The 24,607-nt window shown below is 44.7% G+C and carries 21 protein-coding genes and 2 tRNA genes; 4 read left to right on the top strand and 19 right to left on the bottom strand.

Features of this window, described 5'->3' with window-relative positions; translation table 11 throughout:
• Positions 1 to 10: 10 nt before the first annotated feature.
• Positions 11 to 889 (top strand): U32 family peptidase, encoded by an 879-nt coding sequence (locus AB4274_RS10595; RefSeq protein WP_017059237.1) that lies wholly within the window; start codon positions 11 to 13, stop codon positions 887 to 889.
• Between the two features lie 85 nt (positions 890 to 974).
• Here the strand turns inward: AB4274_RS10595 and AB4274_RS10590 are convergent, their stop codons facing one another.
• The 17 genes from AB4274_RS10590 to rlmE all read right to left on the bottom strand — a co-directional run bounded on the left by AB4274_RS10590 (position 975) and on the right by rlmE (position 19,247).
• Complete coding sequence (locus AB4274_RS10590) at positions 975 to 2,312, bottom strand: MATE family efflux transporter (RefSeq protein WP_017065966.1); 1,338 nt, start codon at positions 2,310 to 2,312, stop codon at positions 975 to 977.
• An 89-nt stretch (positions 2,313 to 2,401) separates the two neighbouring features.
• Positions 2,402 to 2,809, bottom strand: coding sequence for a MarR family winged helix-turn-helix transcriptional regulator (locus AB4274_RS10585; protein ID WP_017056675.1), 408 nt, complete (start codon positions 2,807 to 2,809; stop codon positions 2,402 to 2,404).
• Between the two features lie 153 nt (positions 2,810 to 2,962).
• Entirely contained in the window at positions 2,963 to 3,886 is a 924-nt protein-coding gene (gene nlpI / locus AB4274_RS10580) for a lipoprotein NlpI (protein ID WP_017059235.1), read from the bottom strand.
• Positions 3,887 to 4,010: 124 nt separating this feature from the next.
• Positions 4,011 to 6,131, bottom strand: coding sequence for a polyribonucleotide nucleotidyltransferase (gene pnp / locus AB4274_RS10575; protein WP_017068231.1), 2,121 nt, complete (start codon positions 6,129 to 6,131; stop codon positions 4,011 to 4,013).
• Between the two features lie 378 nt (positions 6,132 to 6,509).
• The gene (gene rpsO, locus AB4274_RS10570; RefSeq protein WP_010436144.1) at positions 6,510 to 6,779 is read right to left on the bottom strand and encodes a 30S ribosomal protein S15; all 270 of its coding nucleotides are present in this window, start codon (positions 6,777 to 6,779) and stop codon (positions 6,510 to 6,512) included.
• A 213-nt stretch (positions 6,780 to 6,992) separates the two neighbouring features.
• Positions 6,993 to 7,946 (bottom strand): tRNA pseudouridine(55) synthase TruB, encoded by a 954-nt coding sequence (gene truB, locus AB4274_RS10565; protein WP_017059233.1) that lies wholly within the window; start codon positions 7,944 to 7,946, stop codon positions 6,993 to 6,995.
• Complete coding sequence (gene rbfA / locus AB4274_RS10560; RefSeq protein WP_017059232.1) at positions 7,946 to 8,359, bottom strand: 30S ribosome-binding factor RbfA; 414 nt, start codon at positions 8,357 to 8,359, stop codon at positions 7,946 to 7,948. Before rbfA ends, truB begins: the two co-directional genes overlap by 1 nt.
• Positions 8,360 to 8,493: 134 nt before the next feature.
• The gene (gene infB, locus AB4274_RS10555; protein WP_017059231.1) at positions 8,494 to 11,184 is read right to left on the bottom strand and encodes a translation initiation factor IF-2; all 2,691 of its coding nucleotides are present in this window, start codon (positions 11,182 to 11,184) and stop codon (positions 8,494 to 8,496) included.
• Between the two features lie 22 nt (positions 11,185 to 11,206).
• Positions 11,207 to 12,694 (bottom strand): transcription termination factor NusA, encoded by a 1,488-nt coding sequence (gene nusA, locus AB4274_RS10550; protein ID WP_017059230.1) that lies wholly within the window; start codon positions 12,692 to 12,694, stop codon positions 11,207 to 11,209.
• Between the two features lie 35 nt (positions 12,695 to 12,729).
• Positions 12,730 to 13,185, bottom strand: a complete 456-nt coding sequence (rimP, locus tag AB4274_RS10545) for a ribosome maturation factor RimP (protein ID WP_004738265.1) — start codon at positions 13,183 to 13,185, stop codon at positions 12,730 to 12,732.
• Positions 13,186 to 13,419: 234 nt separating this feature from the next.
• A tRNA-Met gene (locus AB4274_RS10540) sits at positions 13,420 to 13,496 on the bottom strand.
• Between the two features lie 53 nt (positions 13,497 to 13,549).
• Positions 13,550 to 13,634, bottom strand: a tRNA-Leu gene (locus tag AB4274_RS10535).
• A 16-nt stretch (positions 13,635 to 13,650) separates the two neighbouring features.
• Positions 13,651 to 13,983 carry a preprotein translocase subunit SecG gene (gene secG, locus AB4274_RS10530; protein ID WP_017059392.1) on the bottom strand — a complete coding sequence of 111 codons (333 nt, stop codon included), beginning with the start codon at positions 13,981 to 13,983 and terminating at the stop codon, positions 13,651 to 13,653.
• A 278-nt stretch (positions 13,984 to 14,261) separates the two neighbouring features.
• Entirely contained in the window at positions 14,262 to 15,602 is a 1,341-nt protein-coding gene (gene glmM, locus AB4274_RS10525) for a phosphoglucosamine mutase (protein ID WP_017059393.1), read from the bottom strand.
• Positions 15,603 to 15,623: 21 nt separating this feature from the next.
• A complete protein-coding gene (folP, locus tag AB4274_RS10520; RefSeq protein WP_102393175.1) occupies positions 15,624 to 16,454 on the bottom strand; it encodes a dihydropteroate synthase in 831 nt (276 codons plus the stop codon).
• Between the two features lie 88 nt (positions 16,455 to 16,542).
• Positions 16,543 to 18,510 (bottom strand): ATP-dependent zinc metalloprotease FtsH, encoded by a 1,968-nt coding sequence (gene ftsH / locus AB4274_RS10515; protein ID WP_017068905.1) that lies wholly within the window; start codon positions 18,508 to 18,510, stop codon positions 16,543 to 16,545.
• A gap of 107 nt (positions 18,511 to 18,617) precedes the next feature.
• Positions 18,618 to 19,247, bottom strand: a complete 630-nt coding sequence (gene rlmE / locus AB4274_RS10510) for a 23S rRNA (uridine(2552)-2'-O)-methyltransferase RlmE (protein ID WP_017059396.1) — start codon at positions 19,245 to 19,247, stop codon at positions 18,618 to 18,620.
• A 114-nt stretch (positions 19,248 to 19,361) separates the two neighbouring features.
• Here rlmE and yhbY point away from each other — a divergent pair, with 114 nt between their 5' ends.
• Entirely contained in the window at positions 19,362 to 19,658 is a 297-nt protein-coding gene (gene yhbY / locus AB4274_RS10505; RefSeq protein WP_004738252.1) for a ribosome assembly RNA-binding protein YhbY, read from the top strand.
• Between the two features lie 125 nt (positions 19,659 to 19,783).
• On the opposite strand, the gene greA is transcribed toward yhbY, so the two are convergent.
• Positions 19,784 to 20,257 carry a transcription elongation factor GreA gene (gene greA / locus AB4274_RS10500; protein WP_017059397.1) on the bottom strand — a complete coding sequence of 158 codons (474 nt, stop codon included), beginning with the start codon at positions 20,255 to 20,257 and terminating at the stop codon, positions 19,784 to 19,786.
• A gap of 511 nt (positions 20,258 to 20,768) precedes the next feature.
• On the opposite strand from greA, the gene AB4274_RS10495 reads away from it, so the two are divergent.
• Positions 20,769 to 21,794 (top strand): porin, encoded by a 1,026-nt coding sequence (locus AB4274_RS10495; protein WP_372074589.1) that lies wholly within the window; start codon positions 20,769 to 20,771, stop codon positions 21,792 to 21,794.
• Positions 21,795 to 21,905: 111 nt separating this feature from the next.
• Positions 21,906 to 23,339, top strand: a complete 1,434-nt coding sequence (gene dacB, locus AB4274_RS10490) for a serine-type D-Ala-D-Ala carboxypeptidase (RefSeq protein ID WP_372111977.1) — start codon at positions 21,906 to 21,908, stop codon at positions 23,337 to 23,339.
• Positions 23,340 to 23,464: 125 nt separating this feature from the next.
• Here dacB and AB4274_RS10485 read toward each other — a convergent pair whose 3' ends face one another.
• Complete coding sequence (locus AB4274_RS10485) at positions 23,465 to 24,310, bottom strand: magnesium transporter (RefSeq protein WP_017068902.1); 846 nt, start codon at positions 24,308 to 24,310, stop codon at positions 23,465 to 23,467.
• Positions 24,311 to 24,607 lie beyond the last annotated feature (297 nt).

Genomic DNA, 24,607 nt, shown 5'->3' with positions numbered 1-24,607 from the left:
GGAGAACTCAATGAAATACGCATTAGGCCCTCTACTTTATTTTTGGCCAAAACAAGACGTTGAAAGCTTCTATGAGCAAGCGAAATCAAGCTCAGCCGATATCATCTACCTAGGTGAAGCGGTGTGTTCAAAGCGTCGTGAGATGAAAGCGAAACACTGGATGGACATTGCTAAAGAGCTGTCGGCTTCAGGTAAGCAAGTCGTACTTTCCACCATGGCATTGCTAGAAGCACCAAGCGAAGTCAACATCATGAAGAAGTACATCGATAACGGTGACTTTGCGATCGAAGCCAATGATGTGTCTGCTATTCAACTGGCCAGCGAAAGCAAAGTACCTTTCGTGGTTGGCCCGGCAGTAAACACCTACAACGCACGCACCCTGAACCTGTTCTTGAAACAAGGTATGACGCGTTGGTGTATGCCGGTTGAGCTTTCTCGCGAATGGCTAAGCAACGTAATGACCCAGTGCGAAGAGCTAAATATTCGTAACAAGTTCGAAGTTGAAGTGTTTAGCCACGGCTACCTACCGCTTGCTTACTCAGCACGCTGCTTTACCGCTCGCGCTGAAAACAAAGCTAAAGACGATTGCGAAACCTGCTGTATCAAGTACCCAACAGGGCTACAAGTAGAAAGCCAAGAAGGCCAATCAGTCTTCAACCTTAACGGTATTCAGACGCAATCAGGCTACTGCTACAACCTAGTCAATGATTTACCGAACATGCACGACCTGGTTGATGTGGTTCGTTTAAGCCCTCTCGGCATCGATACCTTCTCTGAAATCAACAACTTCAGAGCGAACGAGCAAGGTCAAAAACCGATGAAGATTGAAAGCCGCCAATGTAATGGTTACTGGCATCAGCTTGCAGGTTTAGACGTTAAGAACATCTAGTTCCTCGCATTGGACTAACCAGCAACAGATACAAAAAAGGTCTAGCGTTCGCTAGACCTTTTTAATGCGACTTAAGAAACACGGCCTATGCCGTCGCTGTTTCCATCGGTGAGGCATCGAGCTTCTTTAAGTCTTTGTAGAGCATTACCATCACCACCACACTTAGTGCGATGTTAGACAGTGGGTACGCAATCCAGATCCCCGGCACACCATACAACTTAGGCATAATGTACAAGAACGGTAGTTGGATAAGCATATTACCTATAGTCACAAACATCGCCTTGCTGCCCTTGTTCACCGCTTGATAGTAAGCAGCTGCGACTACCAAGAAGCCATCCAGCGCCAGTGCAAACATGTGAAGGCGAATACCCAACACGGTGTACTCAACCAACTGAGGTTCGTCTGAGTTAAATACTGATACAAACTCACGTGGGAACGCATTGAGAAGCAGCACGAACGCCACACCAATCAATACTGAACTCATCATCGCTATCTTAAGTAACTTACGGATGTTCGCTTGGTTACGCGCACCATGGTTGTAGCTCACCAAAGGTTGCATGCCGTTGGCGATACCTTCAGCCGTGAGATAATAAACCGTCACGATATAGCCCAAAATCGCGTACGCACCAATCATCAACTGGTCGCCATATTGAGAGAACAACGCATTGTGAAGCGCCACCATCATCGAACCATAAGCGTACATAAAGAAGCTTGATGTACCAATGGCGAAGATTTGTGGAATCACATCCAGCTTCAATCTCAACTCATTCCAACGTAAACGTAGGTTTGCTCGACGCGAGAAGAAGTAAGCCAAGCCGAGAGCCGTTACTACAAACTGGGCAATCGCTGTTGCTAATGCTGCACCCATCAACTCCCAGCCATAGAGAGCGATAAACAGGTAATCGAGCACGATATTAATCACCGCACCAACGATCATCAGTATCGTCGCTAAGTTCGGACTGTCATCGTTACGCAGTAGAAACGGCATCGCGATCGAACCTAGCGTGAAGACACTAGCACCAATCAGAATGTGTAAGTACTGCAGACCAAGTTCATACACTCGCCCTTCAGCGCCCTGCCAAAGCAAGAAGTTATCAGCAAACAAGAACAGCAATGCAGAGACAATAGGCGTTATCGCTAACAACAAGGTTAAGCCCGTTGCTAAGATCTGCTTAGCGCCTTGAGTATCTTTTTCACCTTGGCGAATCGAGACAAGCGCACCTGTGCCCACACCCACCAACATACCAATACCAAGAATCGAACCAATCACAGGCCACGCAACATTGATACCTGCAAGTCCATCAGCCCCCACATAGCGGCCAATGAAGATGCCATCCACCACTTGGTACAGGCCATTAACCAACATGGCCGCCACGGTAGGGATTGTGTATCGCCAAAATTGACGACTAATTGAGTTACTCATTTCTTACTCTACTTTCATTTGTGAGTCGCATATCAACAAGATATGACTCGAAAAATTAGTTAACAAGGCTAACTAAATATCTAAATTATTTACTTTAAAGCTTTATTTAATAATAGGTTTAACTGCTGAGATTCTTGCTCAGACAAACGGCTTTCCAGTATCTGTGCCATGACCTGATAGATCTTACTTTCTTCTTCCAAGCCGACTTCCGCTTTGCTGGTCAGTACGACCAACTTAGACCTCGCATCTTCGAGCGAAGCTTTACGCTCAACGAGACCTTTTCTCTCTAACCTTTGAACCATAGTAGTTGCTGAAGGCTTGGTTACTTGCATTTCAATCGCCAGATCTGTCAATCGGATCGGTTCAGGAGAGGCTTGAATGACCTTCAAATAGTCATATTCATTGAAGCTCAATTGGCAAATAGGATCTTCATTTACCTGAGTGCGCCATATCTTAGAGGCGAAGCGCTCAATCTTTTCTAAATTCTGGTTCAGCATACTCACCTAATCAAAGAATGGCATTTAGTTAGCAAGACTAACTATTTTAGTGTTGTTTAAATAAAAAGCAATCAAAACGAGATGAAGATCATAAAAAAGGAGCATAAAAAAACCGCTGACAGGCAGCGGCTTTTCGGAATCAAAATGTGTTGCTTACTTAGCGTTAGCTTCTTCTTCGGCCTCAGCTAACTTAACTTGTGCTAAGTGCTCAGCTTTAAGCGTGGTGAAGATACGGCTTAACTCTAAGAAAGAGTAACGATGTTCTACGTATTCATACACGTTAAAAGAAACCGCTAACTTGTACAAAGAGATAGCATTCGCGTAATCACCATTCATATGGTAACGCTTAGCAAGGTAGAAGTACGTCTCTGTTAGACGCTGCGCAAGTAACGTGTTGTCACGAGTACCAGTTAAGATCGCCTTGAAAGCCTGCTCTTCAGTAATGTCATCAAGCATAATCGCGACTAATACCCAACCCCACTGCTCATCACGGCTCTCGTAACGTTTTTGCAAATCAAGCTTAGCCTGCTCTGGCGTCAGCTCATGCTGAATGATGTACAACCACAGAGCGCGAAACGGATCGCTAGGATCGTCGGCATAGTGCTTCATCATCTCTTCATTGGCTAAGTCGTAACGCTCGCCATAGTAAAGCGCGATAGAGCGGTTCCTTTCTGCGTAAGAGTTTGCAGGATCAAGCTCTAACGTAGAATCAAAAGATTCATAAGCCGCATCAAACTCCCCTACCTGCGTAAAGTAAACACCCAAAAGATTGAAGATATCAGGTTGAGCAGGGTTCAATGAAAGAGATTGGTTGAAGTCGAGACGCGCGAGATCACGCAGGCCAACACTGTCGTAGTAGTTACCACGTTCAAACAGCATCTTAGCTCGAACTTCATCGTTCAAATCTGGGCGCTGTAATAACTGACTAAGACGTGCAATTTGAACTTCTTGCTGAACGCTTGGTTGCAGTGGCACAGCCATCGGTGGATAAACCCAACTTGAGGTGTTATCTGATGTTGTCGCACAACCTGTTAGTACAAGCAGTAAACACATACTCGCGGTTTGAAACCATTTCACAAATAATTACTCCTGTTATGACCGCAATAAAAAAGGGGAGCGATATGCTCCCCTTTATAACATGCTTTGTTGACGATAGGTTAGAAATCACTAAAAAGCGATATCACCATCGACACACTGAGAATTACTCAGCAGCAGGTGCTTCGCCTTCAGCTGGCGTTTCAACTGCTTCTTTCATGCTTAGACGTACACGGCCTTGACGGTCAATTTCAAGAACCTTAACAGGAACTTCTTGACCTTCAGTTAGGTAGTCAGACACTTTCTCAACGCGCTTGTCAGCGATTTGAGAGATGTGTACTAGACCATCTTTACCTGGAAGGATAGTAACGAATGCACCGAAGTCAGCTAGACGAGCAACTTTACCTTGGTAAATGCGGCCAACTTCAACTTCAGCTGTGATCTCTTCGATACGACGGATAGCTTCTTTAGCAGCTGCGCCTTCAGTAGCAGCAATCTTGATTGTGCCATCGTCTTCGATTTCGATTGTAGTACCAGTTTCTTCACAAAGAGCACGGATAACTGCGCCGCCTTTACCGATAACATCTTTGATCTTATCAGAGCTGATTTTCATTGTGTGGATACGTGGAGCGAATTCAGAGATATCTTCACGAGCACCAGAGATAGCTTCATCCATTACAGAAAGGATGTGCTTACGTGCACCTTGCGCTTGGTTAAGTGCAATTTGCATGATCTCTTTAGTGATACCTTCGATCTTGATGTCCATTTGAAGTGCAGTGATACCAGCGTTAGTACCTGCTACTTTAAAGTCCATGTCACCTAGGTGATCTTCGTCGCCAAGGATGTCAGAAAGAACAACGAAATCGTCGCCTTCTTTAACAAGACCCATTGCGATACCCGCAACAGAAGCTTTGATTGGAACACCAGCATCCATAAGAGCTAGAGATGTACCACATACAGAAGCCATTGAAGAAGAACCGTTAGATTCTGTGATTTCCGATACAACACGAACTGTGTATGGGAATTCTTCAACAGAAGGCATTACTGCTTGGATACCACGTTTAGCAAGCTTACCGTGACCAATTTCACGACGCTTAGGAGAACCAACGAAACCAGTTTCACCTACACAGTATGGAGGGAAGTTGTAGTGTAGAAGGAAGTTGTCTTTCTTCTCACCCATCAGGCTGTCGATGATTTGAGCATCACGTTGTGTGCCAAGCGTTGCAGTAACAAGTGCTTGAGTTTCACCACGAGTGAATAGAGAAGAACCGTGTGTACGTGGAAGAACACCAGTACGTACGTCTAGCGCACGAACCATGTCTTTTTCACGGCCATCGATACGTGGGTTGCCAGCGATGATGCGGCTACGTACTACGTTTTTCTCTAGAGAACCAAGCATGCCGCGGATTTCGCGCTCATCTAGGTTTTCGTCTTGTGCAATTAGAGCTTCAACAACGTCGTTCTTGATTACGCCAACTTGCTCGTAACGAGCCATTTTCTCAGTGATCTGGTACGCGTCAGATAGACGAGTTTCAGCAAGTTCAGCAACTTGAGCTTTAAGCTCAGTGTTAACTGCTGGTGCTTCCCAGTTCCAAGATGGAGTTGCAACTTCAGCAGCAAACTCGTTGATTGCTTTGATTACAACTTGTTGTTGGTCGTGACCGTAAACAACAGCTGAAAGCATTTCTTCTTCAGATAGGTTATCTGCTTCAGATTCAACCATAAGTACTGCGCCTTCTGTACCAGACACAACTAGGTCTAGTTTAGAGTTTTCAAGCTCAGTATTTGATGGGTTAAGAACAAGTTCGCCGTCGATGTGACCAACACGTGCAGCACCGATAGGACCATTGAATGGAACACCAGAGATAGCAAGCGCAGCAGATGTTGCGATCATAGTGATCATGTCTGGGTTTACGTCAGGGTTGATAGAAACAACCGTAGCGATAACTTGAACTTCGTTTTTAAACGCACTTGGGAAAAGTGGACGAATTGGACGGTCAATCAGACGAGCTGTTAGTGTTTCGCCTTCAGATGGACGACCTTCACGCTTGAAGAAACCACCAGGGATTTTACCCGCAGCGTATGTACGCTCTTGGTAGTTTACTGTTAGTGGGAAGAAGTCTTGACCTGCAACTGCTTCTTTCTTAGCAACAACAGAAACGAATACTGAAGTATCGTCCATAGTCGCCATTACAGCAGCAGTAGCTTGACGTGCAATTACGCCCGTTTCTAGAGTAACGGTGTGGTTACCGTACTGGAACGATTTTACAACTGGTTTTTCAAACATTGTATATCCTTAGCTCTAAAGCCAGACTTTAGATTAAGTGAATAATGACTCAAGACATTACCAATCGCGACTAGTGAAAAGGGACTTAGGATGGTGACTCTTTGTATGTGTTCATACGCCGAATTAAGACCAAATCCGCCTTTGAATAGTCGCGACCTATTGGCCGACATCTGTGACTGTAATCTCTTGAGAGGTTGATTGCCAAACGCTGAAAACGCTATAGGCGGGCGTAGTATAAACTATTTTTATTAGGAGATATATTTCCTATCAGAAAAAGCCAGATGATATTCTGAGCATCCAGCCTAGCATTTTCTTACAGGCACAAAAAAAGGAGCATAAATGCTCCTTTTCTTCAAACTGTCTTTGCAGACATCGCTATTAGCGACGTAGGCCTAGACGCTTGATTAGGTCTTGGTAACGAGCAAGGTTTTTGCCTTTCAAGTAATCAAGAAGCTTACGACGGCTAGAAACCATACGTAGTAGACCACGACGGCTGTGGTGATCGTGTTTGTGCGCTTTGAAGTGACCTTGTAGGTGGTTGATAGAAGCAGTAAGTAGTGCTACTTGTACTTCTGGTGAACCTGTGTCGCCTTCAGATTGTGCGTATTCTGCAACGATTGCTGCTTTAGTTTCTGCATTCAGAGACATAATTCTCTCCTGATAAGAGTAAGTTTATATTTGTAGCAGCCAATCTCTGATTCAGCCGCTACGCGAGCCGAGGATTATAGGGAAGTTTGTCAGTTGGTGCAATAACAATCGAACCCATTAAAAACGAAAAAAGCGAACCACCTAAATTAGGCGTTCGCTTTCTATCTTATTTGCTCGCTTTTCACGACTCAGCGCTAAGATCCGATGTAAGCGCTACGCTTGTGGCTCTTCATCTCTGAAAACAACCAAACGCTTCGGTGCAACTCGGCCATCTTCAGCAATCTGAGCTACGCCGACAAACAGCTTCTCTTCGCCACTTGTCATACGAACCGTGCCTTCAGTTGGCGCACCAGCAACCTGAACTGGCATACCGTGCTGAACTAGGTCAGTCAGTTCCGCGTTCAGGTTTACTTCTGGTAAGTCTTCAACGGCAGTGTCCATTGGCATCAGCAGTGGATCAAGCAGCTCTTTCGGTGCAATTTCTTGCGCCTGTGCTTGCTCTAGGATCTCGTTTAACTGCTCCAAAGTCACCATACGCTCGTATGGGTACTTTGCGACACCTGTACGGCGAAGCATGGTCACGTGAGCACCACAACCTAGCATTTCACCAAGGTCGTCGGTAATTGTGCGGATGTATGTGCCTTTCGAACAATGCACTTCCATTTCAACTTCATCACCTTCAAAGCGAAGCAGTTCAATAGAGTACACAGTGATCTTACGAGACTCACGAGGAACCTCGATACCTGCACGTGCGTATTCGTACAAAGGCTTACCTTGATACTTCAATGCCGAAAACATTGATGGTATCTGATCGGTTTCACCCTTGAAGCTCGCAATGCAACGTTCAAGCTGTTCTTGAGTCACGTTAACATCACGTGTCTCTACCACTTCACCATCAGAGTCAGAGGTATTGGTACGCTCACCAAGCTTAGCGATAACAACGTAGCGCTTATCAGAATCTAGAAGAAACTGAGAGAACTTCGTTGCTTCACCAAGACAAATTGGCAGCATGCCAGTCGCAAGAGGATCCAGAGCACCGGTGTGCCCTGCCTTCTCTGCAAAGTAAATACGCTTTACTTTTTGCAGTGCATCATTAGACGAAATGCCAGTCGGCTTATCTAATAGAATTACCCCGTTGATAGGGCGACCTTTACGACGGCGAGCCATTACTCTTCGCCCTTAGACTGAGCTTCGTCAGTGCGGCCAGCTTCTTCTTGCTTACGCTTATCATCGTTCAGAACTTCACTTACTAGGTTAGACATACGCATGCCTTCTACTAGTGTGTTGTCGTAAGTAAAACGAACTTCAGGCGTTAGACGGTGGCGAATACGCTTACCAAGAGCCATACGAACTGGCACTTCATGCTCTTTAAGAGCTTTAAGGCATGATTCAGGAGTTTGCTCACCAACACACAGGAAAGTCACGAACACTTTTGCGTAAGCAAGGTCACGAGACACTTCTACGTCTGAGATAGTTACCATACCAATACGTGAGTCACGAACTTCACGTTGTAGGATAAGAGCAAGCTCTTTTTGAAGCTGCTGAGACACACGTTGTGTGCGGCTAAATTCTTTTGACATTTTCTTTTCTCACTTAGAAAGATGGGGGGCTTGGTAATTACCAGCCCCCCATGGTGTATTCAACAACCGATTACTTATTACCTTTACTAGTAATGTTAGTAACCTTAGTCAATATGTCGAGTCGTACAGACTGATTAGTCTAGAGTACGTTTAACCTCAACGATTTCGAATACTTCGATCTGGTCACCAACGCGAACGTCGTTGTAGTTCTTAACGCCGACACCACACTCGTAACCGTTCTTAACTTCTTGTACGTCATCTTTAAAGCGACGAAGTGACTCTAGTTCACCTTCGTAGATAACAACGTTTTCACGAAGTACGCGGATTGGGTTGCTACGCTTAATCGTACCTTCAGTCACGATACAACCAGCGATTGCACCAAGTTTAGGCGACTTAAATACGTCACGAACTTGTGCAAGACCAATGATCTCTTGACGGAATTCAGGAGCAAGCATACCGCCCATCGCCTGTTTAACTTCGTCAATTAGTTGGTAAATGATTGAGTAGTAACGTAGATCTAGGTTTTCGTTCTGAACCGTGTTACGCGCAGTTGCGTCAGCACGAACGTTGAAACCAAGGATGATAGCGTTAGAAGCTGCAGCAAGCGTTGCATCAGTTTCAGTAATACCACCAACACCAGAACCTACGATGTTCACTTTCACTTCGTCAGTTGACAGTTTCAGTAGAGAGTCAGCAATCGCTTCTACAGAACCTTGAACGTCAGCTTTAAGTACCACGTTAAGCTCAGCAACTTCGCCAGCCGTCATGTTCGCGAACATGTTCTCTAGTTTCGCTTTTTGTTGGCGAGCTAGTTTAACATCACGGAATTTACCTTGACGGTAGTTCGCAACTTCACGTGCTTTACGCTCATCACGTACAACAGTCGCTTCATCGCCTGACGAAGGAACACCAGAAAGACCTAGAATTTCTACAGGAATAGATGGACCTGCAGTTTCGATGTCTTTACCGTTTTCATCACGCATTGCACGAACACGGCCGTACTCTTGACCACAAAGAACGATATCGCCTTTGTTTAGAGTACCAGACTGTACTAGTACTGTTGCAACTGGACCACGACCTTTATCAAGACGAGATTCAACAACAACACCAGACGCCATGCCTTCTTTAACCGCTGTAAGTTCAAGAACTTCAGACTGAAGAAGGATAGCTTCTAGAAGACCATCGATGTTTGTACCCTGTTTAGCAGAGATGTGAACGAAGATGTTCTCACCACCCCACTCTTCAGGGATAACGTCGTATTGAGCTAGCTCATTCTTAACGTTGTCTGGGTTTGCACCCTCTTTATCGATCTTGTTCACAGCAACAATCAGAGGAACGCCTGCCGCTTTCGCGTGCTGGATTGCTTCGATTGTTTGTGGCATTACGCCATCGTCTGCTGCAACTACAAGTACAACGATATCTGTCGCTTGAGCACCACGAGCACGCATAGCTGTAAACGCCGCGTGTCCAGGAGTATCAAGGAAAGTGATCATACCGTTGTCAGTATCTACGTGGTAAGCACCAATGTGCTGCGTGATACCGCCAGCTTCGCCAGAAGCAACGTGTGCTTTACGAATGTAATCAAGTGTTGAAGTTTTACCGTGGTCAACGTGACCCATGATAGTAACAACAGGAGCACGACCTTCAGCGATAGCATCGCTATCACGGTCAGCTAGTACTGCTTCTTCAAGTTCGTTTTCTTTACGTAGGATTACCTTGTGACCCATTTCTTCAGCAACAAGTTGTGCTGTTTCTTGGTCGATCACTTGGTTGATAGTCGCCATAGCGCCCATCTTCATCATTACTTTGATAACTTCAGTTGCTTTAACTGACATTTTGCTAGCCAGTTCAGAAACAACGATAGTTTCGCCGATAGCAACGTCAGATTTAGCAACAGTTGCTGACTTATCGAAGCCTTGCTGCATTGAAGTTGGTTTAGCAAGCTTACCTTTACCGCCACGACCACGTTGGTTACGACCACCACGGTTGTTTGCAGGTTGGTTAGCAGGAGCTGCTTTCTTCTTGCGACGACGAGGTGCTTTCTCATCTTTCTTATCTGCCGCATCTTCAGCTTCACGAGCGTAAGTAGAAGTAGTCACATGGTAATCCGCAGATTTCTCTTGCTCTTTCTTCTTCTTCTCTTCTTCAGACCAACGTTCTTGGTTCTCTTCTGCTAACTTACGAGCTTCTTCAACAAGCTTAGCTGCTTCAGCTTCTGCTTTACGAGTTGCTTCTAGCTCTTGACGAGCTTTAAGTTCATCCGCTTCTTTTTTCGCTTGTGCGTTAGCGTCTGCATTTTTTGAATTCATGTCTTTTTTAGCCTTTTCAGCTTGTGCGCGTTGAGCCTTCTCTTCAGCTTCACGTTTTGCATCCGCTTCACGTGTTACTTTTTCTTCAGCTTCGCGCTGTGCTTTCTCTGCAGCATCACGTTTCGCTTGCTCTTCAGCATCGCGTTGTGCTTTCTCTTCCGCTTCACGATTAGCTACTTCCTCAGCTTCACGTTTCGCTTCATCTTCAATAGTGCTGCGCTTCACGTAAGTACGCTTTTTACGTACCTCTACTTGAACATCCTTACTCTTACCGCCTCCAGCGGCAACACTTAGCGTGCTGCGGGTCTTGCGTTGAAGAGTTAAACGAGTCGGTTCTGTTTCGCCTGAAGTATCGCCGTGCTCCTTTTTAAGGTGCGTTAGCAATGTTTGCTTCTCTGAATCAGTCACTTGATCCGACCCTGCTTTCTTCATGCCTGCATCAGCAAGTTGTTCAATTAAGCGGTCAACTGGCGTACCAATCTCTTCACTCAGTGCTTTAACTGTTAATTGTGTCATACCGCTTTCTCTCCTTGCTGAATTATTCTTCGTCGCCGAACCAACAGATGTTACGCGCAGCCATAATTAGCTCGCCTGCACGCTCTGCAGTTAGGTCTTCGATGCCTTCTAGTTCATCAACGCCTTGGTCAGCTAGGTCTTCCAGTGTCGCAACGCCTTTTGCTGCTAGCTTGTAAGCCATTTCACGCTCAAGACCTTCAAGTGCAAGTAAGTCTTCAGCAGGCTCAACACCGTCGAAAGTTTCTTCTTTCGCTAGCGCTAGAGTAGTCAGTGCGTCTTTTGCGCGGTTACGTAGTTCTTCAACGATACCTTCGTCTAGACCGTCTACTTCAAGAAGCTCGTTCACAGGAACGTATGCTACTTCTTCAAGCGTAGAGAAGCCTTCTTCAACAAGCATTTGAGCAAAGTCTTCTTCAATGTCTAGGTGCTTCATGAAGTTTTCAATAGAAGCAACTGCTTCTTCTTGGTGCTTCTTCTCAAGATCAGCAACAGTCATTACGTTCAGTTCCCAACCAGTAAGTTGAGACGCTAGACGTACGTTTTGACCGCTACGGCCAATCGCTTGTGCTAGGTTATCCGCTTCAACAGCGATATCCATAGAGTGTGCGTCTTCATCAACGATGATTGAAGCAACATCAGCAGGAGCCATTGCGTTGATTACGAATTGAGCCGGGTTATCATCCCAAAGAACGATATCAATACGCTCACCACCAAGATCGTTAGAAACAGCTTGTACACGTGCGCCACGCATACCAACACACGCACCAACTGGGTCAATACGTTTGTCGTTTGTTTTCACAGCGATTTTAGCACGAGAACCGGCATCACGTGCAGCACCTTTAAGTTCAATTAGCTCTTCACCAATCTCAGGCACTTCAACACGGAATAGTTCAGCTAGCATTTCTGGCTTCGAACGAGTAACGAAAAGCTGGAAACCACGAGCTTCTGGTTTAACTGCGTAAAGAAGACCACGAACACGGTCACCTGGACGGAAGTTTTCACGAGGAAGTTGGTCATCACGAAGGATTACCGCTTCAGCGTTGTTACCTAGGTCTAGGATAATAGTGTCACGGTTAACTTTCTTAACTGCGCCAGTTACTAGCTCGCCTTCGTTATCGATGAACTGCTCAACGATTTGAGCGCGTTCAGCTTCACGTACTTTCTGTACGATAACTTGCTTAGCCGTTTGAGTCGTAATACGGTCAAACGTTACTGATTCGATATCATCTTCAATGAAACCGCCAAGTTCGATCTCTGGGTCATCGTACTTTGCAGCTTCAATAGAGATTTCTTTTGTTGGGAATTCAACTTCCTCAACAGCTTCCCAACGACGGAAAGTTTCGAAATCACCCGTTTTACGGTCAATTTCAACACGAACTTCAATTTCTAGTTCGCTTTTCTTTTTTGTTGCCGTTGCAAGCGCGATTTCAAGCGCTTCAAAAATACGCTCACGAGGAACTGCTTTCTCATTTGAAACAGCTTCTACTACCGCCAAAATTTCTTTGTTCATTAATCTAGCCTCTTAAGCTCTTCTCTCTAGGAGAACTAAAATTTAGGGATCAGGTTAGCTTTCGCAATATTGCTCAGGACGAATTCTTCTTCTTGTCCTTCAACCAATACTTTCACTGTCTCGCCTTCGATAGATTGGATATCACCTTTCCATTTACGACGGTTGCCGACAGCCATTTTCAAAACGATGCTTACCTCGTGACCAATAAATTGTTGGTAATGCTCTGCTTTGAACAGTGGTCTCTCTAAACCTGGTGAAGACACTTCAAGGTTATAAGCCACTGAAATTGGATCTTCAACGTCCATTACGGCACTTACTTGGTGGCTAACTTCAGCGCAATCATCTACATTGATACCGTTTGGTGAATCGATGTAAATACGTAGCGTTGAGTGCTCACCAGCACGAATAAATTCTAATCCAACTAACTCATAACCTGATGCTGCTACTGGAGCGTCAAGCATTTCAGTAAGTTGTCTTTCTAAACCAGTCATTTAACCACTCCAGAAACAAAAAAAGGGCTCAAAGCCCAATTTAAATTCCAAGCAAACATTATCTAAATACATTTACAAATGCTTAGATAACAAAAAACCCCGTATAAGCCGGGGTTTTTGTTGCTGGACCCTTATATGTTAAGTGCCATCACATTCGATATCGCACCTAACTCACAGTGAGGTTCACACTGTGCAAACTTGCTACCAATACAAGCTATATAATAGCATTGAAATTGGTTGCGGGAGCCGGATTTGAACCGACGACCTTCGGGTTATGAGCCCGACGAGCTACCAAACTGCTCCATCCCGCGTCCGACTTGCGAGCATTATACGCCCAACAAGATGTTTTACAAGTTTGTAAACATGGTGCCGAGAGAGGGACTCGAACCCTCACACCCTAAGGCACTAGCACCTCATGCTAGCGTGTCTACCAATTTCACCATCTCGGCATCAAATCTTTACAGATTATTGTGGAATTTCGTCGCCTTGCGCCGGAACTTCACTCACTGCATCATCAGCTTGTTGAATCACCTGACCTTGGGTCGGGTCAATCCATTGTGACTCAGTTTTATGTGTAGACATATTACCAAGCACTAAGCTAAGGATAAAAAATGTAGTTGCAAAAATTGCAGTCATTCGGGTAAGGAAATTTCCTGAGCCACCAGCACCAAACACAGTGTTTGAAGCGCCAGCACCGAAAGAGGCTCCCATATCTGCGCCTTTACCTTGTTGAATCAACACTAGGCCAATTACACCAAGCGCTGCCAACAGGTAAATCACAAGTAGAACTGTAAACATTTTTCCACCTATGTTCCTAATTGTTGAGCCAGCGCCGTTCAAAAAACTATTTTTAAGAACAAGGCTAGCGACCTCCTAACTGAAGGCCGAGCAATACTAGCGAATGCGACGATGGCTGACAAGGAGAATTTGCTAAAAAATAAGCCTTCACCAAGTGAATGGTCAAAAAAAGGTCAAAAGCGACACAAAACTCATTTACGTCTCTTTTGACCGTGATATAAGTCAACCACTTCTAATCACAGGCGCTATTCGCTGCGCCAGCTAAGTAAAAGGTTAAATTAGCAGTTTGCTTTTACTGCATCTGCAATCTTAAGCGCTGATGCTTGAACAAGCTCTGCATCTTCGCCTTCAACCATGACACGCAGTAGTGGCTCGGTACCAGACTTGCGTAATAGTACACGGCCTTTCTCGCCAAGCTCTGCTTCTACTTCAACAACCGCTGCTTTTACCGCTTCGGCTTCTAGTGGGTTTGAATCTCCGCTGAAACGAACGTTTTCTAGAACTTGAGGGTACAACGTCATGCCCTGAGACAACTCATTCAGTGTCATTTCGCTATCAACAACTGAAGCCAAAACTTGCAGAGCAGCAACGATAGCATCACCCGTCGTCACTTTATCTAGTAGGATAACGTGCCCCGAGTTTTCAGCGCCGATCTTCCAGCCTTTAGCAAGAAGCTGTTCCATTACGTAACGGTCACCAACAGCAGCACGTACAAACGGAATACCTAACTGCTTAAGGCCGTTTTCCATACCCAGGTTGGTCATTAGTGTACCAACAACGCCGCCTTTCAACTCACCGCGACGCAGTGCATCACGAGCAATAATGTAAGCGATTTGGTCGCCATCAACTTTGTTGCCTAGCTCGTCAACCATGATGATACGGTCACCATCACCATCAAAGCCAAGACCTAATGCCGCTTTTTCTTCAAGCACTTTTGCTTGCAGAGCACGTACATCCGTCGCACCGACTTCGTGGTTGATGTTAGTACCGTTTGGCTCAACACCAATCGCAACGACCTCAGCACCCAGTTCTTTAAATACAGCAGGCGCAATGTGGTAAGTCGCACCATGTGCACAATCGATAACGATCTTCATGCCAGCTAATGTCATTTTATGTGGGAACGTACTTTTACAGAACTCGATGTAACGGCCAGCCGCATCGTTCAAACGTACTGCTTTACCTAGCTCTGAAGAATCAACACATTCGATGTCTTTATCCAACTCTGCTTCAATTGCCAACTCGATATCGTCCGGCAGTTTTGTTCCCTCAGAAGAGAAGAACTTGATACCGTTATCGTAGTATGGGTTGTGTGATGCAGAGATAACAATACCGGCTTCAGCGCGGAAGGTTTGAGTTAGGTAAGCCACAGCAGGTGTTGGCATTGGGCCAGTAAACGTAGCCTGAAGACCAGCAGCAGCAAGGCCAGCTTCTAGCGCTGACTCAAGCATGTAACCAGAGATACGAGTATCTTTACCAATGATGACTTTCTTTGTGCCTTGCTTCGCAAGAACACGACCCGCAGCCCAGCCAAGCTTCAGAACAAAATCAGGTGTAATCGGGTACTGGCCTACTTTGCCACGCACACCATCTGTGCCGAAATAACGTCTTTTATCAGACATAGTGATTTTCCTTAATTATATTTAGTGATTGTTGTTCATCACTTCGATTATTTTCATCGCTTCCAGTGTCTCCTCGACATCATGAACGCGAATAATTTGTGCGCCTTTCATCGCGGCAATCGTCGCGCAAGTGACGCTTGCGACCATGCAGTCGGCCGGAACCTTGTCTAGCAATTTAAAGATCATCGATTTTCTCGACATCCCCGCTAAAACAGGTAAGCCTAACGAATGAAACTTTTCAAGGTGCGCTAATAGGTGGTAATTATGCTCAATGGTTTTACCAAAACCAAAACCAGGATCCAGAATCAGCTGATCTTTTGATATACCAACAGCCTCACAAGCCTCCACCCTTTCTTTTAAGAACGCTTCAACATCCATTAGGACATCATCGTAATTAGGGTTAGCTTGCATGGTTCTTGGCTGACCTTTCATGTGCATCAGGCAAACGGGCACATTAGCATCGGCGGCCGCTTCTAAAGCTCCGGGCTCTTGCAGTGCGCGCACATCATTGATCAAATCAGCCCCCGCTTCAACGGCTTGGCGCATCACTTCAGCTTTACTGGTATCAATGGAGATCCACACATCAAACTTAGCGCGAATTGCTTTAATGGCAGGAATAACGCGAGCGAGCTCTTCTTCTAAAGGAACGTCAGGCGCTCCCGGGCGAGTTGATTCACCACCAATGTCAATAATGCTAACACCAGCTTGAATCATTCGCTCTGCTTGCAGTAAAGCATTATCTAATGAATTGAATTTTCCGCCATCAGAGAAAGAGTCAGGCGTAACATTGAGGATACCCATCACATGTGGGCGGTCTAAAACGAGCGTTTTATTATGTGCTTTTAATATCATGGAAGGTGGGTCTTAAAGGTAAAAACATCTAGGGCTAGAAACAGAAAAACCCTGAGCGTACTCAGGGTTTTAATTTATAACTTAGCGATTAAGAATCTTTGTTTTGAGCATCATCTGTTTCAGATTTAACTTCTTCAACTTTCGACTCTTCAGCTTTTGGTTCCGCTTTAGCTTCTTCTGCCTTAGCTTCAGGTTTTGCTTCTTCCTTTGTAGGTTCAGCTTTTACCTGATCACCCCAACCAGCTGGATCACGAATCTCTTGCTTACGCTCCATCAAGTCATCAATTTGACCTGCATCGATCGTTTCGAACTTCATTAGAGCGTCTTTCATCGAATGCATGATATCCATGTTATCTTCAAGAATCTTCTTAGCTCTATCGTAGTTACGGTCGATAAGGATACGAATCTCTTCATCGATAAGCTTAGTCGTGTCATCAGAAACGTGCTTAGCTTGGCTCATGCCGCGACCTAGGAAAACTTCACCTTCTTCTTCTGCGTAAAGAAGAGGACCCAATTTCTCAGAGAAGCCCCACTGCGTAACCATCTTACGAGCAATATCAGTTGCACGTTCGATATCGTTAGACGCACCAGTTGACACTTTGTCTTTACCGTAAATAAGTTCTTCAGCAAGACGACCACCGTACAGGCTAGAAATCATAGACTCTAGATGTTGGCGAGACATGCTCACACGATCTTGCTCTGGCAAGTACATGGTTACACCAAGCGCACGACCACGTGGAATGATTGACACCTTGTACACTGGATCGTGTTCAGGTACCAAACGACCAACAATTGCGTGACCCGCTTCGTGGTAAGCCGTTGACTCTTTCACTTCTTCAGACATAACCATTGAACGGCGCTCTGCACCCATCATAATTTTGTCTTTCGCAAGTTCAAACTCAACCATAGATACATTGCGCTTGTTACCACGAGCAGCAAATAGCGCCGCTTCGTTCACAAGGTTCGCAAGATCTGCACCAGAGAAGCCTGGAGTACCACGAGCGATCAGCGACGGTTCAACATCACCTGATAGTGGCACTTTACGCATGTGTACTTTAAGAATCTGTTCACGACCACGTACATCCGGTAGACCAACCACAACTTGACGGTCAAAACGACCAGGACGAAGTAATGCAGGGTCTAGTACGTCTGGACGGTTAGTCGCAGCGATAACGATAATACCTTCGTTACCTTCGAAACCATCCATCTCAACCAACATTTGGTTCAGTGTTTGTTCACGTTCATCGTGACCACCACCAACACCAGCGCCACGTTGACGACCTACAGCATCAATTTCATCGATAAAGATGATACAAGGTGCCGCTTTCTTCGCTTGTTCGAACATGTCACGCACACGAGATGCACCAACACCAACAAACATTTCAACGAAGTCAGAACCAGAGATAGTAAAGAACGGTACTTTCGCTTCACCGGCAATCGCTTTTGCAAGCAATGTTTTACCCGTACCAGGAGGACCAACCAACAGGATACCTGTCGGGATCTTACCACCTAGCTTTTGGAAGCGGCTTGGGTCACGAAGGTAGTCCACAAGCTCTTTCACGTCTTCTTTTGCTTCGTCACAACCAGCAACATCAGCAAACATGGTTTTGATTTGTTCTTCGCTCATCATTCGAGCTTTACTCTTACCGAAAGACATCGCGCCTTTACCGCCGCCGCCGCCTTGCATTTGACGCATGAAGAAAATCCATACACCAATCAGTAAGATCATTGGGAACCATGAGATGAAGATAGTGCCAAGCAGGCTCTGCTCTTCAGGTGGTGTACCCTGAACTTTTACGTTTTGATTAATTAAGTCATCAAGTAGCTTTTGATCATAAACAGGCATGTAAGTTACATACTTAGAACCACCACCACGACGTGTGAAAGTGATTTCGCTGTTATTGAACTGTGCGTCTTGAATCTGGCCTTGGCCAACTTCCTGTACAAACGTGGTGTAATCTACTGCTCTGCCGTTACTTTCCCCAGGGCCGAAGCTCTGGAATACCGACATCAACACTACCGCGATAACAAGCCACAGAATTAAATTTTTTGCCATGTCACTCAAGGTGTAAGCCTCTCGATAACTAATTGTAATTAAAGGTAGGGTACTACAGTTTGTAACCTGTAGCCATGTTGTTAACTCTCACTCTTGGAAGAGAATCGTTAACCTTTGTAACCAGTGGCTACGATAAACACTTCACGAGATCGAGCTCGAGAAGAGTCGGGTTTTCTAACTTTTACTGTTTTAAACATCTCGCGGACGTCCTTAACGTATTGGTCAAACCCTTCGCCTTGGAATACTTTTACAACAAAACTACCATTGGTAGCTAGAACTTGTCGACACATATCCAAAGCTAATTCAACTAAATACATAGCTCTTGGCTGATCCACAGAATTGTTGCCTGCTATATTAGGTGCCATATCTGACATCACGACATCAACCATGTTTGGTTGTATACGTTCCAACAAGGCATCTAGCACAGCTTCTTCGCGGAAATCGCCTTGTAAAAAGCTAACACCAGCAATCGGATCCATTGGTAACAAGTCACACGCAATGATTTGTCCGTTGTCTCCAACAATCTTAGCAGCATATTGAGACCAACCGCCAGGTGCTGCACCCAAATCCACAATGGTCATCCCAGGAGACAGCAATTTATCTTTCGTTTGAATCTCTTCCATTTTGAAATAAGCACGTGAACGATAGCCTTTCTTTCTTGCTTCATTTGCGTACTTGTCGTCGAAGTGTTCCTTCAACCAACGGCCTGAACTGGCCGAGTGTTTCTGTTTGCTCATTGGATACCTAAATTGGAGGAAAGTACTAATTGCTGAATAAATTATAGTCTTCAGCTTTAGATGGCGTTAAAATAGGTTTTTTCAACCCTAATAGTAAAGAAAATTGGCCGCGTAATGAACCTAAGTACCAAACAAAAGCAGCATCTAAAGGGCCTAGCTCACAGTTTAAAACCTGTTGTGCTAATGGGCGCAAATGGACTTACTGAAGCTGTTCTAGCGGAAATCGAATTAGCTCTAGACCACCACGAACTGATCAAGATTAAAGTTGCATCAGAAGACCGTGAGACTAAGCAACTGATTATCGATGCAATTGTACGTGAAACTAAAGCTGAGAAAGTACAGACTATCGGTAAAGTTCTAGTACTGTTCCGCCAGTCAGAAGCACGTAAAATCGAGATTCCACGTAAATAAGCGAGTTTGATATAAGCTAACTTCACTAATAGGAAGCCACAGCGCTTATCTTTTAGTATAGCGTGAGAAACGAAAAAGGTCGCATTTAGCGACCTTTTTACTTATCAGAAACAAAGAAAATTCAATTAGATATATTCTACTTTGTCGATTTCGAAGTCTTTGTCACCACCAGGGGTAGAGATCATGACTTCGTCGCCTTCCATTTTACCGATAAGACCGCGAGCAATTGGCGATTTCACAGAAATGCGACCCGTTTTGATGTCTGCTTCGTCTTCTGAAACGATTTGGTAGCGGAACTCATCATCGGTATCCACATCAATCAGTGTCACTGTCGTACCAAAGATAATCTTGCCCGTATTATCCATTTGCGTTACATCGATGATCTGAGCCAGTGATAGCTTATATTCAATATCACGGATCTGAGCTTCACAAATACCCTGCTCTTCACGAGCGGCGTGGTATTCAGCATTCTCTTTCAGGTCACCTAGTTCACGTGCTTCACCAATAGCTGCTGAGATAACAGGGCGTAGCTTAAGTAGGCGATCTAATTCGTCACGTAGCTGCTGAGCGCCACGTACTGTCATTGGAACCTTTTCCATTTTTTACCTCTATGCCAAAGCTTTCTTTGGCCAACATAAATACACCCAACGTATTTATTGGGTGATAGAAACAAAACGATTTGGCTTAGTGTAAACAAACTTTATGGCTAAATCACCTTTATTCCACTTTGCGTTATAAAAGCTTTATCTAGGTCTAAATTACAGACATCACAAAAATGAATAATAACCTCCCCATCAATAAGTGGAGAGCTAAATACCTAAAAAAACAAAAAACAAACAAAATAAACACAGATCACACTCTTATAAAATACACTCAAAAACAACCACTTAAACAAAAAAGATATAATAAAACAGTGTTCATTTTTTAGTTTTATATCATTTTACTAACTGACCATGGAACTTTAGAGGTAAAAAGTAACCCATGGATTGCACTGGCATTTTCAGACTTCTGTTCTAATCATGATTATGAAGCCTGATTAATACAGGCAATACACAAAAGGGTTCAAATCCTTAATAAAACTTCTATGGACAGTAATTAGGAAATAATAACATGAACAAGACTATGATCGCGCTTGCTGTATCTGCTGCAGCTCTTGCTACTAACGCAGTGGCAGCCGACGGTAAACAAGCTGGTGATATTGCCGGTACTTCTGTATACAGCTCAAACGGCACTTCTCTAGAAATCGGTGGTCGTGCGGAAGCTCGCCTATCTCTAAAAGATGGCAAAGCACAAGACAACACTCGTGTACGTCTTAACTTCCTAGGTAAAGTTGAAATCCAAGACGGCCTATACGGCGTTGGTTTCTACGAAGCAGAATACAACGCAAACGACTACGAAGGCGATGCTGATTCTATCGATCACCGTTACACATACGCTGGTATCGGCGGTACATTCGGTGAAGTAACTTACGGTAAAAACGACGGTGCGCTAGGCGTTATCACAGACTTTACCGATATCATGTCTTACCACGGTAACTCAGCGGCATACAAAATTGCAGCGGCTGACCGTACAGACAACATGCTTTCTTACAAAGGTGAATTCCAAGACCTAGCAGTTAAAGCAAGCTACCGTTTCGCTGACCGTTCTGAAACTGCAGCAGGCGACTTCACTGACAACAACGAAGATGGCTACTCTCTATCTGGTATCTACTCAATCGGCGACTCTGGCTTTAAGCTAGGTGCTGGTTACGCTGATCAAGACGAGCAAAACGAATACATGCTAGCGGCTTCTTACCGCACTGAAGCTCTATACTTTGCTGGTACGTTCACAGACGGTGAGCTAGCGAAAGATAACGGTGATTACACTGGTTACGAATTCGCAGCAGCATACACACTAGAAAAAACTGCATTCACACTAACGTACAACAACGCAGAAACTGACGGTGAAACTTCAGCTGACAACGTTGCAATCGATGCGACTTACTACTTCAAGCCGAACTTCCGTACGTACATCTCGTACAACTTCAACCTAATCAGTGAAAATGACACAATTGGCACTGTAGGTTTGGGTAACGGTACTGCATCTAAAGCAGACGCTGAAGACGAGCTAGCTCTAGGTCTACGTTACGACTTCTAATTCTGATTATCTAATTGATTAATTAGTTAATTGAGAATCAAAACGCCCGCTATCTAGCGGGCGTTTTTTATATCTGTATACTGAAAACATCAGCCATCCAAGAAATCTTCTATGCGCCTTCTATCCACACTACTGGTATGTAGTTTTTCCATTAGCGCTTTCTCAGTTAACGCTTTCGCTTACCCCCCTCTAGATAAACTGCCTGATGGCAGTAGCACCAGTGTAATTTTGGAATCCCTGAAAGGCGATTCAAACAAACTGAATTCCAATAGTGATGGCTTCTATCCACCCGCCAGTACTTTGAAGCTGGTGACAGCTTTGGCGGCTAAGTTGGAGTTAGGGGATGACTTTCACTACACGACCAGCATTGTTCGTTCTGGTAATGACTCTATCATTTCATTTAGTGGCGACCCAACGCTGCAACGAGAACAGCTTAAAAGCCTTTTGGCTCAATACGCTAAGTCTCAATCAAGAACCATCAAAGGCAACTTATACCTCGATAACTCGACTTTTACGGGCTATCAGCGAGCGGTGGGGTGGCCTTGGGACATTCTAGGCGTTTGTTACAGCGCGCCTTCTAGTACAATGACCTTAGACAGCAACTGCGCACAAGCCTCTATTTATACAAAAGATAATGGTGCGACACGCGTTTATATTCCCGCTCACTATCCGATAGACGTGACGACCACCGCTGCCACGGTAACTCGCTCTGGGCAGAAGGCAACACAATGCGACTTGGAGCTCATCACGACACCAGATAACGCTTACAAGCTCTCTGGTTGCTTGGTTGAGCGTAAAAAGCCACTGCCACTCAAGTTCGCGATTCAAAATCCAGAACTTTACACCTATCAAGTCGTTACATCGCTTCTCAAAGAACTGAAAATAGAAGTAAAAGGTGATGTGATTATTGGTAAAAAAGCGCAAGCAGACAAAACCACGTTAGTCGCTAGTCACAACTCAGAAAAGCTTCCTGAACTGCTCGATATCATGCTCAAGAAGTCAGATAACCTTATCGCAGATAATCTAACTAAAACGCTAGGAGCAACATTTTATGTTCAACCGGGCAGCTTCAATAACGGCACTGAAGCAATAAAACAGATACTGCTGACCAAGGCTAATATTGACCTCAGCAAGGCGCAGCTCGTCGATGGTTCAGGGCTATCCAGAAATAACCGAATGAGGTCGCAAACCATGGCACAGGTGCTTCGTTATATCTGGGAAAACGATCAACAGCTCAACCTGATTGAGGCTATGCCTACATCTGGCACTGATGGAACGCTCAAATACCGACAAAGCATGAGAAAAGCGCCGATTCAAGGCAACATTATCGCAAAAAGTGGTTCTCTATACGGCAGTTACAACATGGCGGGATACGGATTAGATAAAGCGGGAAAACCAAACTCTCTGTTTGTACAATTTGTCCGTGATTACTTCCCTGAAGAACAAGATCCAGACAAACCAGTGGAAGCCCCTATCACCCAGTTTGAGCGTGCTTTCTACAAAGATGTGGTCGAGTTCAGTCAAACACAAAGCAAATCTAAGTAATGCTTAGCTCTGTGTAAACTTCTACTCAAACAATAAAAATGGCGCTGAAGACCTTAAATCTTCAGCGCCATTTTTATTTCTCAGATGTATTTAACTATTTTTATAGGTGCCCATTTTTATAAGAGCTAAGCAATTCCTAAAAATGAGTTCACCACAGTGAAGTAGATCCACATTCCTGAGATATCCACTATCGATGCAAGTACTGGACTTACTAACACCGCTGGATCAAGCTTAAATAACCTAGCAACTATCGGTAATCCGCCGCCGAGCACAGTTGATATGGTCACCTGAATGAATAGCGCTACCGCAATCGCTAACGCAATCATGTTGATGTCATAGCCACCTGTCGATTGGTTTTCACTGAATAGTAAAATACGCCCAATCATCACTACGGCAATCGCTAGAGCTAGACAAATTGCAACTCTAAACTCTTTCCACAGAACGTTAGCCCATTGGCGTTTTTTCAACTCACCTGTGGCTAAGGCTCTAATCACCAAAGTCGCGGCTTGTGTTCCGGTGTTACCACCAGCAGCAGCAATTACCGGCATGTAGATTGCCAAAAGTACCAACTGACTGAGAATGTCTTCATACTGAGCAATGATAAGCCCTGAGACGATTCCCAATAGTGCTAACGCAATAATCCAACCGATACGCTGCCTAACGTGGCTCATGACACCTGTAGAAAGATAGCCTTGCTGAGGTTCTACCTCTGAGTAGATCAGCCCTAGTTGGTGAGCTAGATGTCGAGAGCGCTTCTCAAAGCCCTGCTCTTCTAACTCACTAAGTAAAGTCTGAATCGTACTCAAAGAGCATTGCCCCAGCACTAGCACCGCATCTTCGAGCGGCATTCGATTCAAAAGATTAATTTGTTGTTCACGTCCGTACTGTTGAAATGCATTCGATACAGCTTGGATGTCTTGCTCTGAGTACAGAGCTTCAATAGATAAAAAAGTGTTGTTCATTACCGTCATGGCGAATCTCCCGATTGGCAAAGGTAACGACCATCAAAACAAGTAGCCTACAGTAAGTACTTCACAAACATAAAGCGGTGTACACCAAGAGCGTAGAACTCGATACATAAAGCATATAACTGAGCGCACCAAGAGCTTAAAGCACTGGTGTGTCTACTTGTTAGAATCTAGTGTGTGGAAAAGAATGCGGGGGAAAACAAAGATACCCTACCTGAACGGCAGGACAATAGATCAATACCGAGACAGGTTATTCTTCTCCATTCAAACTAGGAGGATGGTCGGTATTGTTCATAAAAA

The organism is Vibrio sp. 10N.261.55.A10 (assembly GCF_041470825.1).
In the GTDB taxonomy this organism is placed as follows: Bacteria; Pseudomonadota; Gammaproteobacteria; order Enterobacterales; family Vibrionaceae; genus Vibrio; species Vibrio crassostreae_C.
This window is presented reverse-complemented; position numbering and strand designations above follow the sequence as displayed.

Coding starts and splice junctions, on each gene's coding strand:
- AB4274_RS10595 (WP_017059237.1), top strand. CDS start 11: ATGAAATACGCATTAGGCCCTCTACTTTATTTTTGGCCAAAACAAGAC.
- AB4274_RS10590 (WP_017065966.1), bottom strand. CDS start 2,312: ATGAGTAACTCAATTAGTCGTCAATTTTGGCGATACACAATCCCTACC.
- AB4274_RS10585 (WP_017056675.1), bottom strand. CDS start 2,809: ATGCTGAACCAGAATTTAGAAAAGATTGAGCGCTTCGCCTCTAAGATA.
- pnp (WP_017068231.1), bottom strand. CDS start 6,131: ATGTTTGAAAAACCAGTTGTAAAATCGTTCCAGTACGGTAACCACACC.
- rpsO (WP_010436144.1), bottom strand. CDS start 6,779: ATGTCTCTGAATGCAGAAACTAAAGCAGCAATCGTTGCAGAATACGCA.
- truB (WP_017059233.1), bottom strand. CDS start 7,946: ATGGCTCGCCGTCGTAAAGGTCGCCCTATCAACGGGGTAATTCTATTA.
- rbfA (WP_017059232.1), bottom strand. CDS start 8,359: ATGTCAAAAGAATTTAGCCGCACACAACGTGTGTCTCAGCAGCTTCAA.
- infB (WP_017059231.1), bottom strand. CDS start 11,184: ATGACACAATTAACAGTTAAAGCACTGAGTGAAGAGATTGGTACGCCA.
- nusA (WP_017059230.1), bottom strand. CDS start 12,694: ATGAACAAAGAAATTTTGGCGGTAGTAGAAGCTGTTTCAAATGAGAAA.
- rimP (WP_004738265.1), bottom strand. CDS start 13,185: ATGACTGGTTTAGAAAGACAACTTACTGAAATGCTTGACGCTCCAGTA.
- secG (WP_017059392.1), bottom strand. CDS start 13,983: ATGTTTACAGTTCTACTTGTGATTTACCTGTTGGCAGCGCTTGGTGTA.
- glmM (WP_017059393.1), bottom strand. CDS start 15,602: ATGTCTGATAAAAGACGTTATTTCGGCACAGATGGTGTGCGTGGCAAA.
- folP (WP_102393175.1), bottom strand. CDS start 16,454: ATGATATTAAAAGCACATAATAAAACGCTCGTTTTAGACCGCCCACAT.
- ftsH (WP_017068905.1), bottom strand. CDS start 18,510: ATGGCAAAAAATTTAATTCTGTGGCTTGTTATCGCGGTAGTGTTGATG.
- rlmE (WP_017059396.1), bottom strand. CDS start 19,247: ATGAGCAAACAGAAACACTCGGCCAGTTCAGGCCGTTGGTTGAAGGAA.
- yhbY (WP_004738252.1), top strand. CDS start 19,362: ATGAACCTAAGTACCAAACAAAAGCAGCATCTAAAGGGCCTAGCTCAC.
- greA (WP_017059397.1), bottom strand. CDS start 20,257: ATGGAAAAGGTTCCAATGACAGTACGTGGCGCTCAGCAGCTACGTGAC.
- AB4274_RS10495 (WP_372074589.1), top strand. CDS start 20,769: ATGAACAAGACTATGATCGCGCTTGCTGTATCTGCTGCAGCTCTTGCT.
- dacB (WP_372111977.1), top strand. CDS start 21,906: ATGCGCCTTCTATCCACACTACTGGTATGTAGTTTTTCCATTAGCGCT.
- AB4274_RS10485 (WP_017068902.1), bottom strand. CDS start 24,310: ATGACGGTAATGAACAACACTTTTTTATCTATTGAAGCTCTGTACTCA.